The organism is Bordetella genomosp. 13, from assembly GCF_002119665.1.
GTDB lineage: Bacteria > Pseudomonadota > Gammaproteobacteria > Burkholderiales > Burkholderiaceae_B > Bordetella.
Genome location: NZ_CP021111.1, coordinates 507,925 through 519,659 on the forward strand (window position 1 = coordinate 507,925; position 11,735 = coordinate 519,659).

The 11,735-nt window shown below is 67.3% G+C and carries 11 protein-coding genes; 6 read left to right on the forward strand and 5 right to left on the reverse strand.

Translation table 11 applies throughout. The annotated features are described in order from the left end of the window. Positions 1–357 precede the first annotated feature (357 nt). Positions 358–1,620 carry a muropeptide transporter gene (locus CAL15_RS02305; RefSeq protein WP_198299218.1) on the forward strand — a complete coding sequence of 421 codons (1,263 nt, stop codon included), beginning with the start codon at positions 358–360 and terminating at the stop codon, positions 1,618–1,620. A gap of 147 nt (positions 1,621–1,767) precedes the next feature. Then, entirely contained in the window at positions 1,768–2,865 is a 1,098-nt protein-coding gene (locus CAL15_RS02310; protein ID WP_086077157.1) for a porin, read from the forward strand. A 92-nt stretch (positions 2,866–2,957) separates the two neighbouring features. Here CAL15_RS02310 and CAL15_RS02315 read toward each other — a convergent pair whose 3' ends face one another. After that, positions 2,958–4,352, reverse strand: coding sequence for an APC family permease (locus CAL15_RS02315; protein WP_086077158.1), 1,395 nt, complete (start codon positions 4,350–4,352; stop codon positions 2,958–2,960). Between the two features lie 287 nt (positions 4,353–4,639). On the opposite strand from CAL15_RS02315, the gene CAL15_RS02320 reads away from it, so the two are divergent. Both CAL15_RS02320 and CAL15_RS02325 read left to right on the forward strand, forming a co-directional pair. Next, positions 4,640–5,338: a helix-turn-helix transcriptional regulator gene (locus CAL15_RS02320; protein WP_086080880.1), complete on the forward strand. Its 699-nt coding sequence runs from the start codon at positions 4,640–4,642 to the stop codon at positions 5,336–5,338. A 68-nt stretch (positions 5,339–5,406) separates the two neighbouring features. Next, positions 5,407–5,775 (forward strand): VOC family protein, encoded by a 369-nt coding sequence (locus tag CAL15_RS02325; protein ID WP_086080881.1) that lies wholly within the window; start codon positions 5,407–5,409, stop codon positions 5,773–5,775. 3 nt (positions 5,776–5,778) lie between these two features. Here CAL15_RS02325 and CAL15_RS02330 read toward each other — a convergent pair whose 3' ends face one another. Beyond that, a complete protein-coding gene (locus CAL15_RS02330; protein WP_086077159.1) occupies positions 5,779–6,567 on the reverse strand; it encodes an exodeoxyribonuclease III in 789 nt (262 codons plus the stop codon). Between the two features lie 160 nt (positions 6,568–6,727). On the opposite strand from CAL15_RS02330, the gene pyrE reads away from it, so the two are divergent. Both pyrE and CAL15_RS02340 read left to right on the forward strand, forming a co-directional pair. Next, complete coding sequence (gene pyrE, locus CAL15_RS02335; protein ID WP_086077160.1) at positions 6,728–7,411, forward strand: orotate phosphoribosyltransferase; 684 nt, start codon at positions 6,728–6,730, stop codon at positions 7,409–7,411. Between the two features lie 103 nt (positions 7,412–7,514). Beyond that, a complete protein-coding gene (locus CAL15_RS02340; protein WP_086077161.1) occupies positions 7,515–7,904 on the forward strand; it encodes a VOC family protein in 390 nt (129 codons plus the stop codon). A gap of 90 nt (positions 7,905–7,994) precedes the next feature. On the opposite strand, the gene gatB is transcribed toward CAL15_RS02340, so the two are convergent. Genes gatB through gatC form a run of 3 tightly spaced genes read right to left on the reverse strand, consistent with a single transcriptional unit; the run spans position 7,995 to position 11,463 of the window. After that, entirely contained in the window at positions 7,995–9,452 is a 1,458-nt protein-coding gene (gatB, locus tag CAL15_RS02345) for an Asp-tRNA(Asn)/Glu-tRNA(Gln) amidotransferase subunit GatB (RefSeq protein WP_086077162.1), read from the reverse strand. Between the two features lies 1 nt (position 9,453). Further along, entirely contained in the window at positions 9,454–11,151 is a 1,698-nt protein-coding gene (gatA, locus tag CAL15_RS02350; RefSeq protein ID WP_086077163.1) for an Asp-tRNA(Asn)/Glu-tRNA(Gln) amidotransferase subunit GatA, read from the reverse strand. Between the two features lie 3 nt (positions 11,152–11,154). After that, a complete protein-coding gene (gene gatC / locus CAL15_RS02355) occupies positions 11,155–11,463 on the reverse strand; it encodes an Asp-tRNA(Asn)/Glu-tRNA(Gln) amidotransferase subunit GatC (RefSeq protein WP_086077164.1) in 309 nt (102 codons plus the stop codon). Positions 11,464–11,735: the final 272 nt, after the last annotated feature.

The window sequence follows — 11,735 nt, forward strand, 5'->3', positions numbered from 1 at the left end:
AATTTGGTGATGCTCCGGGGGGATGAAGGCCCTGACAGGGCTGCTGCTTTGACTCGACCGGATCGCCGGCCGAATGAACCATCTCCCCCGGTGCGGCCGCTTGCCCGCGAGAGGAATCTCGTTCAGGGCATGTCGAACCGCGGTACCCGCTTGGCGCGATGTTGGCCACCCGATGTTTGGCATCCGATGTTTGGCATCCGACGTTTGCCATCGGATATCGCCTTTGAGCCACCGCGCTGCGCGTTTCTTTCTTGAAGACCGGCATTTTACCAAAGTGGCCACCCCGGCCCGCGTCATTCAGTAATATGCCGGAACCGGGCCGGCGCCGCGCCGGCCCTTCATCTCCGGAGATTGACCATCGCTGATGCAGAAGCGCCCACCGCGGGCAAGGTGTATCTCAGCCGCCGCGTGGCGCCGCTGCTGGCATTGGGTTTTGCAAGCGGACTGCCGCTGGCGCTGACCAGCGGCACGCTGCAGGCCTGGGCCACTGTCGAGAATATTTCGCTGCAGCAGATCGGCTTTCTCACGCTGGTGGGCAGCGCCTACACGCTCAAATTCCTGTGGGCTCCCCTCATCGACCGCTATGCGCCGCCGCTGCTGGGCAGGCGCCGCGGCTGGATGTTGCTGACGCAGCTGCTGCTGGCCGCCACCATCATGGCCATGGGCCTGCTGTCTCCTTCCAGCGCGCTGCTGCCGCTGGCGCTGCTGGCCGTCTTCGTGGCGCTGCTGTCGGCATCGCAGGACATCGCCTTCGACGCGTATTGCACCGATGTGCTGCGCAAGGAAGAACGCGGCGCGGGCGCGGCGGTCAAGGTGCTGGGCTATCGCTTGGCGATGCTCGTGTCGGGCGGCCTGGCGCTGGTGCTCGCCGCGCGCTGGCTGGGGTGGGGCAGCACATATGTGCTGATGGGGGCCTTGATGCTGGCCTGCACGTTGGCCACGTTGTGGGCCCCCGAGCCCGAAACGCCCGTCAAGCCGGCCCGCACGCTGGGCGAGGCCGTGGTGGAACCGTTCCGCGAGTTCTTCGGCCGTCCCGGCGCGATGAGCATGCTGCTGCTGATCGTGCTGTACAAGCTGGGCGACGCGTTTGCCGGCGCGCTGTCCACTACCTTCCTGATTCGCGGAGCCGGCTTCTCGGCGGCCGAGGTGGGCGAGGTCAACAAGGTGATGGGCCTGGCCGCCACCATCGTGGGCGCGCTGGCCGGCGGCAGCCTGATGACGCGCTGGGGGCTGTATCGCTCGCTGCTGGCGTTCGGACTCCTGCAGGCCGTGTCCAATCTGGCGTACTGGCTGATCGCGGTCAGTCCGCGCAACATCTGGCTGATGGGCGCGGCCGTCGGCGTGGAGAACCTGTGCGGCGGCATGGGCACGGCGGCCTTCGTGGGGTTGCTGATGGCGATGTGCCGGCAGCAATTCTCGGCCACGCAGTTCGCGCTGCTGTCGGCCCTGTCGGCGGTGGGCCGCACGTATCTGGCCGGCCCGCTCACTCCGCCCCTGGTCCAGTCCCTGGGCTGGCCGGGCTTCTTCCTCCTGACCGTGGCGATCGCGCTGCCCGGGCTGGCACTGTTGCATTTACGCCGCAGGGAGATCGGCGAACTGGAGCGCACAGGGGTGAATTGATCCCGTTTACGGGTTTCCCCCGGCGTCAATCTGTAACAGCCAGTGGTAATGTGACCGCCAGCACGATCCGTGCAAGGCGCGTTCGATCCGAACGGCACACCAAGAAAATGTGGGGCCCACCAGGCCTGAAAAAGAGGAGAAGTACCCATGAAGCGATTCGTCCCGGCCGTGATGTCGGCTGGCGTGCTCGCGGGCGCCGCGTTTGCCGGCGCCGCTCACGCCGAAACCAGCGTGACGCTCTACGGCATCGCAGACATCAGCATCCGTTATCTCAACAACGGTGACGACGAGGGCCATAGCCGCATCGGCATGAACAACGGCGCGATTTCCGGCAGCCGCTGGGGCCTGCGCGGCGTCGAAGACCTGGGCGGCGGCAACAAGGCCTTCTTCCGTCTGGAAAACGGCTTCAACGTCCAGAACGGCCAGCGCTCCGACTCGAACCGCCTGTTCAGCCGCCAGGCATACGTTGGCCTGGACGGAGGCAGCGTCGGCGCCGTCTCGCTGGGCCGCCAGGACACCCCGCTGTTCACCCTGCTGGCCGACACGTACGATCCCCTCACCGTCGGCAACTACGACCAGAACTCCTGGCTGCCCGTCGCCATGTCGCGCGCGCGCAGCGACAACTCCGTGCGCTATCGCAACGACAAGTTGCTGAATGGCCTGGACGTCATCCTGCAGTATTCGTTCAACTCCGACAGCTCCGCCGGCGAAGATTTCAGCAACCGCAAGCTGGGCCAGCAGTACGGCGGCACGCTGTCCTACACGGCCGGCCCCTTCCAGATCGGCGGCGGCTACCAGCTCTCGCGTTCTTCCAGCGACTCGGATCTCGACCAGCGCGTCTGGAACATCAACGTCGCCTACAAGATCGACGCCGTCAAGCTGTTCGCGGGCTACCTCAATGGCCGCGATGAAACCGGCTGGGTCAACGCCGTCATGGGCAACGCGGACGGCGGCGCCGGACTCGAACGCGAGGACGACGGCTTCTTCCTGGGCGCTACGTGGCAAGCCACGGGCGCATGGGCGATCACCGGCGCCGCATACTACGACCGCAGCAAGAACGTGGTCGAAGAGGGCGACAAGGGCCGCCGCTGGGCATTGGTCGGCGTGGCCGAATACGCCCTGTCCAAGCGCACCCAGCTGTACGGCACCGTCGACTACAACAAGGTCAGCGACGCCGCACGCAGCGAAATCCCGGGCGGCAGCAGCCAGGTGGGCGCGGCGGTGGGCATGCGCCACATCTTCTGATTCCCGGCTAGGTACGCGAAACGGGCGGCGCTTCATGGAAGCGCCGCCCGTTTTCTTGTGCGGCGCGCCCCGCCGCCGGAATCCACTTCAGCTCAATCTTCGTTCAACTTCGTGGGATCCAGGTGCGGCGCTTCCTTGCGATGTGTCAGCAGCGTCACGCCCCACATCACCACGCCCAAAGCCAGCAGCCAGCCCGCCACCTGGTATTGGATGACGTCGCGGCCCGTCAGCGGCGTCACCAGGAAAACGCAGGCGATCGCCCCCAGCCACGGAAACACCGTATTGATGCGGAAGTGCTCGTGCTCGACGCGGTCGCGCCGCAGCACCAGCACGGCCACGTTGACGAAGGCGAACACGCCCAGCAGCAGCAGCGCGGTCGTGCCGCCCAGCGCCCGGATGGCCTGCGAGTCGGTGTTGGACACCAGCACGATAAGCGCCACCGCCAGCGCGGTCGTGAACAGAATGGCGGCCCATGGCGTGCGCGTGCGCTCGTGCACGCGGGCCAGGAACGTGGGCAGCACGCCCTGGCGCGACATGCCGTACAGCAGCCGGCTGGCCATCATCATGTTGATCAGCGCCGAGTTTGCCACGGCGAACATCGAGATGATGGGCATGATGGTGTCCATGGGCAGCCCGGGCGCGGCGCGCTGCACCACCAGCACCAGCGGCGTCGAGCTGGCCGCCAGTTCGCCCACCGGAATCAGCGCCACCGCGCAGATCGACACCAGCACGTAAATGGCGGCCGTGATGCCCAGGCCGGTCAGCATCACCTTGGGGAAAATGCGGTGCGGGTCGTGCGTTTCCTCGGCCATGTTCACCGAGTCCTCGAAGCCGACCATGGCGAAGAAGGCCAGCGCGGTGGCCGACGTGACGGCCAGGAACACGCTCTTGTCCTCGGGCGTGTCGAAAGCCACGACGCGCGAAAAGTCGGCCTGGCCGCCGGCGATGGCGTAGAAGCCCAGGCCGATCACCAGCAGCAGGCCGCTGAGCTCGATCAGGGTCAGCACCACGTTGGCCTTCACGCTTTCCGACACCCCGCGGAAGTTGATGATCATGACCAGCAGCATGAACCCGACGGCGCCCAGCGTGATGAGGCCGCTGTCGGCCTCGATGCCCATCGCCCTGAACAGATTGGCCGCGAAGGCGTTCGAGGCGGTGGAAGCCGACGTCAACCCGGAACACATCACCGTGAAGCAGACGATGAAGGTGAGGAAGTGCACGCCGAAGGCTTTGTGCACGTACAAGGCCGCACCGGCTGCGCGGGGATACTTGGTGACGAGTTCGAGATAGGAAAACGCGGTGAGCAGCGCCACCGCGAAAGCGACCAGGAACGGCAGCCAGGCCGCGCCTCCCACTTCGGCGGCCACCTGGCCGGTCAGCGCATACACGCCCGTGCCCAGGATGTCGCCGATGATGAAAAGCAGCAGCAGTTTCGGGCCCATGACCCGCTTCAGCGGGGTGTGCTCTTGACCTTCCGTGGTAGCCATCTTCTTCTCCGAGAGGGGGTCAGGGATGCGACGCACGCAACAGCTGGTGCGTCCCGATAAATTCTACGCAGGGAAGATCGATGTAACGGTTATGGCCTTGAAACGAAATGTCTATTTTGTCGGGGAACGTGAGTCGTGGCGGCGGCTGGTGCGGACACTTGCAGCGAAGTGGATTTCGTAGCGCCTGCCGCCTTCCGCACGCCGGTCACCCGGCACGGTTCAAGGCATGTGGTGTTCGTTTGTACGAGACCGATCGGACCGGGCGATATTGGCGTAGCATGCGCGCCATGTCTCGCTCCGAGCGCCTCTTCGAGTTGCTGCAGGTCCTGCGCCGTCATCGCTTGCCCGTCAGCGGGCGGGCGCTGGCGGCGGAGGTCGGCGTCAGTCTGCGCACGCTGTATCGCGACATCGCGACGTTGCAGGCGCAGGGCGCGCACATCGACGGAGAGCCCGGCGTGGGTTATGTGCTGCGTCCCGGGTTCATGCTGCCGCCGCTCATGTTCACCGAGGACGAGATCGAGGCCCTGGTGCTCGGCTCGCGCTGGGTGGCCGGGCGCACCGATCATCGCCTGCGCGACGCGGCGCGCAATGCGCTGGCCCGCATCGCGGCGGTACTGCCCGACGAGCTGCGGGCGGGGCTCGATACCTCGACCCTGTTCGTGGCGCCGCCCGGCGAAGCGATCCCGCCGGACGGCATCGAGCTGTCGGTGGTGCGTCAGGCCATACGCGCCGAGCGCAAGCTCGACATCGATTACCGCGATGCCGCCGGCGTCCAGTCGCGGCGGCGCATCTGGCCGTTCGGGCTGGCGTTCTTCGACAGTGTGCGCATCGTGCTGTGCTGGTGCGAGCTGCGGCAGGACTTTCGCCACTTCCGCGTCGATCGCATCGCCGCGGCCACGGTGCTCGAGGCCCGCTATCCGCGCAGCCGGCATGCCCTGATGGCGGACTGGAACCAGCGCGACCAGGGACGGGCCCCGGCCGATTGATGCTGCCGGAAACTGGCAGCATCGGTGCCTATCATCCCGCGGTCATTCATCGCAGGAGGCGTCCCGCCATGCAACACCCCAATCACGTCTTGCTGTATGTCGACAATCCCGAGGCCAGCGGCCGCTTCTATGCCAGCCTGCTCAACATACCGCCCGCTGAAACCAGTCCCGGATTCGTCATGTTCACGCTGCATTCGGGCCTGACGCTGAGCCTCTGGGCCCGGCATACGGTGCAGCCACGGCCGGTGGCGTTCGCCGGCGGCGTGGAGCTCGGCATCCCCGTGGAGTCCGTGTCGCAAGTGGATGACGTGCATGCGCGATGGACCGAGCGCGGCGTCTGCATCGCGCAGCAGCCCACCGATATGGACTTCGGACGGACTTTCCTGGCCCTGGATCCGGACGGCCATCGCCTGCGGGTATACGCGCTGGCGCACTGAGCGCTACAGCGTCCAGTCGTAGTCCACGGTCAGGGGCGCGTGGTCGCTGAAGCGTTCGTCCTTGTAGATGGCGGTGGCCTTGGCTTTGGCCGCGATGCCCGGCGTGGCGATCTGGTAGTCGATGCGCCACCCCACGTTCTTGGCCCACGCCTGGCCGCGGTTGCTCCACCAGGTGTACTGGTCCGCCCGGTCGTCCAGCTGGCGGAACACGTCGATGAAGCCGCGCTTGTCGAACACGTCCGTAAGCCAGGCGCGCTCTTCGGGCAGGAAGCCCGAATTCTTCATGTTGCCCTTCCAGTTCTTCAGGTCGATCTCTTTGTGGGCAATGTTCCAGTCGCCGCAGATGACGAACTCGCGGCCGGTGCTGCGGTGCTCGTCCATCACGGCGTCCAGCCAGGGCGCGAAGCGGTCCAGGAATCGGTACTTGGCCTGCTGGCGTTCGTCGCCGCTGGATCCGGACGGCAGGTACGCGCTGATGACCGACAGGCCGGGCCAATCGGCGCGGATGACCCGCCCTTCGGGATCGAATTCTTCGCAGCCCAGCCCGGTGGCGACGCGCTCGGCGGGCTGCTTCAGGTAAATGCCCACGCCGCTGTAGCCCTTCTTGGTGGCGTGGCAGAAATGGCCGTTGTAGCCCGGCGGGTGACGCAGGTCGTCCGTCAGGTCCTCGTGGGATACCTTGATCTCCTGCAGGCACAGGATGTCGGCATTGTGAGTCGCCATCCAGGGCTGCAGGCCCTTGCGGAAGGCCGAGCGGATGCCGTTGAGATTGATCGAGGTAATACGCAGCACGGAAAACTCCTGTCGTCTGGACCGGCCGCGGCGCCGCGTGGGCGCGGGCCGGAGTGGGCACGCCAACCCACGACTTTAACCGAGCCGACCATGCCGCCGCGCCGTAGGCAGCCGGATCGCGGATAATGGAGGAATTTCCAGAACCGCACACGGATCCTGCATGGCCGCCACCCCTTCCTCCGCCACTTCCGCCGATTTCGTACGCTTCGCCCTGGATGAGGGCGTGTTGCGCTTCGGCAGCTTCAAGGTCAAGTCGGGTCGTATCAGCCCCTATTTCTTCAACGCGGGTCTGTTCAACGGCGGCCGCTCGGTCGGCCGGCTGGCGCAGTTCTATGCTCAGGCGCTGCTGGACTCGGACGTGGGCTTCGACATGCTGTTCGGCCCGGCCTACAAGGGCATTCCCCTGGCCACGGCCGCCGCGGTGGCGCTTGCCGGGCATCCCGGCATGCAAGGCCGCGACGTGCCCTTCGCGTTCAACCGCAAGGAAGCCAAGGACCACGGCGAAGGCGGCACGCTGGTCGGCGCTCCGCTGGCCGGCCGCGTGGTCATCATCGACGACGTCATCACCGCCGGCACTTCGGTGCGCGAGTCGGTGGAGATCATCCGCGCGGCGGGCGCGCAGCCTGCCGCCGTGCTGATCGCGCTCGACCGCATGGAGCGCGCGGGCCCGGACGACGCGCTGTCGCCGCACTCGGCGGTGCAAGACGTGGCGCGCACCTACGGCATGCCGGTGGTCAGCATCGCCAACCTGAACGACATCCTGGGCCTGCTGCAGCAGGACGCCCAGTTCGCCGAGAACCGCGACGCGGTGCTTGCGTACCGCGCGAAGTACGGCGTCGCCTGAGCGGCGCGCGGGCCGGATTTTCCCAGGGAGCGGCCAGTCGCCGCTCCATGGTTTCCGGCAGTCGGGACTGCAGGCCTGGCTGCCCCATCCAGGGAGCAGTGCCATGCAGATCACGCCTTTTCTGATGTTCGTCGGCGAAGCCAAGGCGGCCATCGACCTGTACGTGCGCGCCATACCGAACTCGCGCATCGTGTCCATCGACTACTACGGCGATGAAGGCCCCGGCGCGCGCGGCACCGTGCAGCATGCGGTCATCGAGCTGAACGGCCAGCAGGTCCGGTGCATCGACAGCCCGCCGGTGCATGATTTCACCTTCACGCCTTCGATGTCGCTGTTCATCGATTGCGACACCGACGAGCAGGTGGATACGCTGTACCAGACGCTGTCTGAAGAGGGCGGCGTGCTGATGCCGCTGGACCAGTATCCCTTCAACCGCCGCTATGCATGGGTGCAGGACCGGTTCGGGGTGTCGTGGCAGATCGGGGTGAAGTGAACCCGGGAAACAACGGCCGGGCGGGCTTTCACTGAACCAAAGCAACGGGCGGCCGTCTGGCCGCCCGCTGGCATCTCGAAGCCGCTACGCTCAGGCGTCGAGCTTCTGCTTGAGCAGTTCATTCACCTGCTGCGGATTCGCCTTGCCCTTGGCCGCCTTCATGATCTGGCCGACCAGCGAGTTGAATGCCTTCTGCTTGCCGGCCCGGTACTCTGCCACGATGGCCGGGTTGGCGGCCAGGACCTCGTCGATCATGGCGCCGATGGCGCCGGTGTCGCTGATCTGCTTCAGGCCGCGCGCCTCGATGATGGCGTCGGGCTGGCCGCCTTCCTCGCCGGCCCACATGGCGGCGAAGACTTCGCGGGCGATCTTGTTCGAGATGGTGCCGTCCAGGATGCGGCCCAGCAGCGCCGCCAGCGCGGGGGCCTGCACGGGCGCCTGCGAGATGTCCTTCTCTTCGCGGTTCAGCGTGGCGGCGACCTCGCCCATGACCCAGTTGGCGGCCACCTTGGCCTGGCCCTGGGGCAGGGCGCCGGCCACGGCTTCGAAGTAGGCGGCCATTGCGCGGCTGCCGGTGAGCTGCGCGGCGTCGTACGCCGACAGGCCGTAGTCTGCCTCGAAGCGCTGGCGCAGCGCGGCGGGCAGTTCGGGCATGGCGGCGCGCACTTCTTCGACCCACTCGCGCGAGATGACCAGCGGAGGCAGGTCGGGATCGGGGAAGTAACGGTAGTCGTGCGCGTCTTCCTTGCTGCGCATGCTGCGGGTCTCGTCGCGGTCGGCGTCGTACAGGCGGGTTTCCTGCACCACCGTGCCGCCGTCCTCGATCAGTTCGATCTGGCGGCGGGCCTCGAACAGGATGGCGCGCTCGAGGAAGCGGAACGAGTTGACGTTCTTGATCTCGGTGCGCGTGCCGAATTCCTTCTGGCCGCGCGGCCGCACCGACACATTGGCGTCGCAGCGGAAAGAGCCTTCCTGCATGTTGCCGTCGCAGATGCCCAGCCACACCACCAGGCTGTGCAGCGCGCGGGCGTAGGCCACGGCCTCGGCGGCCGAGCGCATCTCGGGTTCGGTGACGATTTCCAGCAGCGGCGTGCCCGCGCGGTTAAGGTCGATGCCGCTGCCCGGCCGGCCGTCGGCCAGCGAGTAGTCGTCGTGCAGCGACTTGCCGGCGTCCTCTTCCAGGTGGGCGCGCGTCAGATTGACGGTTTTCTCTTCCTCGCCGACGAAGAACGAGATGGAGCCGCCCTGCACGACGGGCAGTTCATACTGGCTGATCTGGTAGCCCTTGGGCAGGTCGGGGTAGAAGTAGTTCTTGCGGGCGAACACCGAGCGCGGCGCCACCGTGCCGCCCACGGCCAGGCCGAAGCGGATGGCGCGCTCGGCCGCGCCGCGGTTCATCACGGGCAGGCTGCCCGGCAGCGCCAGGTCGACCACGTTGGCCTGCGTGTTCGGCGCGGCGCCGAACCGGGTGCTGCTGCCCGAGAAGATCTTGGAGTCGGTGGAAAGCTGCGTGTGCGTTTCCAGGCCGATGACGATTTCCCAATCCATCTTAGATTCCCTGCATCGAAGGGGTGCCAGCGCCGCCGGGCCGCCCCAAGGCGCTGGCGGCCCCCTCGGGGGGCAGCGAACGCAGTGAGCGTGGGGGCTGTCCATCAGCGCCGCCGGGCCGCCCCAAGGCGCTGGCGGCCCCCTCGGGGGGCAGCGAACGCAGTGAGCGTGGGGGCACCTGTTCATGCCAGTCGGTGACTTGTTGGTAGCGGTCGGCAATGGCCAGCAGGCGGCCTTCGTCGAAATAATTGCCGATGATCTGCAGGCCCACCGGGCGGGGCAGCGCGGCGTTGTCGCCGCCGAATCCGCACGGCACCGACATCGCGGGCAGGCCTGCCAGGCTGACGCCCAGCGTGTAGATGTCGGCCAGCCAGTCGGCGGTGGGGTCATCGCGGTTGTCGCCGATGTTCTTGGCGACCGATGGAGCCACCGGCCCCATGATGACGTCGCACCGGTCGGCGAAGGCGCGCTGGAAGTCCTGCGCGATCATGCGGCGCAGGCGCTGCGCCTGCAGGTAATACGCGTCGTAGTAGCCGTGCGACAGCACATAGGTGCCGATGAGGATGCGGCGCTTGACCTCGTCGCCGAAGCCTTCGGCGCGCGAGCGGCTGATCATCTCGGCCAGGTCGCCGTACTGCGCGGCGCGGTGGCCGTAGCGTACGCCGTCGTAGCGCGACAGGTTGCTGGAGGCCTCGGCGGGGGCGATGACGTAATAGGCGGGGATGGACAGTTCGGTGCGGGGCAGCGAAATGGCCACGCGCTCGGCGCCCATGGCTTCGAACTGCACAAGCGCCGCCTCGACCGCGGCGGCCACGTCGGGCGCCAGGCCGGCGCCGAAGAATTCCTGCGGCACGCCGATGCGCAGTCCCTTCAGGGGCTGGCTGCCGGCGGCGTCGAAATCCTGCTGCGCGGCGACGAAGGCGGCGCGCACGCGGCCCGGCTGGTTGGGCACGCCGTCGCAGGCCTCTAGGCTGGTGGCGTCCAGCGGGTCGAAGCCGCCCATGACGTCCAGCAGTTCGAGCAGGTCGCGGCTGGAGCGGGCCAGCGGACCGGCCTGGTCGAGGCTGGAGCCGAAGGCGACCATGCCGTAGCGGGATACGGTGCCGTACGTGGGCTTGATGCCGCTGACGCCGCACAGCGAGGCGGGCTGCCGCACCGAGCCGCCGGTGTCGGTGCCGGTGGCGGCAGCGACCAGGCGGGCGGCCACGGCCACCGCCGAGCCGCCGGAGGACCCGCCCGGCACGGCGGCCGGGTCCCACGGATTGCGCGCCGGGCCGAAGGCGGAGTTCTCGTTGCCCGAGCCCATGGCGAATTCGTCGCAGTTGAGCTTGCCCAGCGAAACGGCGCCCGCTTCGCCCAGGCGCTGCACCACGGTGGCGTCGAACGGGCTGACGTAGTCCTTCAGCATCTTGCTGCCGGCGGTGGTGCGCCAGCCGCGGGTGACGAAGGCATCTTTGTGGGCGATGGGAATGCCCGCCAGCGGCCCCGCGTTGCCGGACGCCAGCGCGGCATCGGCGGCCGCGGCCTGCGCCAGGGTCAGTTCGGGATCGATGTGCAGGAACGCGTTGAGGCCGGCGGCGGCCTCGGCGGCGGCCAGGGCGCTGCCGGCCAGCTCGACCGCGCTGACGCGGCGCTGCGCCAGGGCCTCGCGCAGGCTGGCGATGTCGCCGAACTCGTTGTGCAGTGAGGAAGTCGACATGGGTTATTCGATGACCTTGGGAACCAGGAACAGGCCGGACTGCGCGTCGGGCGCGTTGGCCAGCAGCTCGTCGCGCCGCGCCTCGGAGACCGGCTCGGACACGGCGTCTTCGCGCAGGCGCAGCACCACGTCCTCGTGGGCGGACAGCGGATGGGCCAGCGGCTCGACACCCTGGGTGTCGACGGCCTGCAGGCGCTCGATGAGGTGCAGGATGCCGTTGAGCTCTTGCTGGGCGCGACCGCGCTGTTCGGGGGTCAATTCGATTCTGGCCAGCCGTGCGATGCGGGCCACGTCTTGTTCGTTGAGGTCCATGGGACGTAATGGAAGGTGAGAAGGCGCCGGGGCGACGCGCGGTCGGCGGGACAGTATGTACAGGCCGGACCCGTTACAAACCTTGAATAGGCCGCTTTTTTACGCTATTTCCCGTGAAATTATAAGTTATGATTCACGGTTTAATCGTCGAGGCCATTGTACGTCCGGCAAATACGGCGGCCGGCCGGGCGCGCAAAAGCAGTCTGACAGACTGGCACCCAGCAGTCCCTGCAGCGCTACCTGAGCACTCTACGTGACCCTAATTTCTGAAT

What these genes read in the sequence shown, in the direction of transcription:
- CAL15_RS02310 (WP_086077157.1), top strand. Translation starts at nt 1,768, where the DNA reads ATGAAGCGATTCGTCCCGGCCGTGATGTCGGCTGGCGTGCTCGCGGGC.
- CAL15_RS02325 (WP_086080881.1), top strand. Translation starts at nt 5,407, where the DNA reads ATGCAACACCCCAATCACGTCTTGCTGTATGTCGACAATCCCGAGGCC.
- CAL15_RS02315 (WP_086077158.1), bottom strand. Translation starts at nt 4,352, where the DNA reads ATGGCTACCACGGAAGGTCAAGAGCACACCCCGCTGAAGCGGGTCATG.
- gatB (WP_086077162.1), bottom strand. Translation starts at nt 9,452, where the DNA reads ATGGATTGGGAAATCGTCATCGGCCTGGAAACGCACACGCAGCTTTCC.
- CAL15_RS02320 (WP_086080880.1), top strand. Translation starts at nt 4,640, where the DNA reads ATGTCTCGCTCCGAGCGCCTCTTCGAGTTGCTGCAGGTCCTGCGCCGT.
- CAL15_RS02340 (WP_086077161.1), top strand. Translation starts at nt 7,515, where the DNA reads ATGCAGATCACGCCTTTTCTGATGTTCGTCGGCGAAGCCAAGGCGGCC.
- gatC (WP_086077164.1), bottom strand. Translation starts at nt 11,463, where the DNA reads ATGGACCTCAACGAACAAGACGTGGCCCGCATCGCACGGCTGGCCAGA.
- pyrE (WP_086077160.1), top strand. Translation starts at nt 6,728, where the DNA reads ATGGCCGCCACCCCTTCCTCCGCCACTTCCGCCGATTTCGTACGCTTC.
- gatA (WP_086077163.1), bottom strand. Translation starts at nt 11,151, where the DNA reads ATGTCGACTTCCTCACTGCACAACGAGTTCGGCGACATCGCCAGCCTG.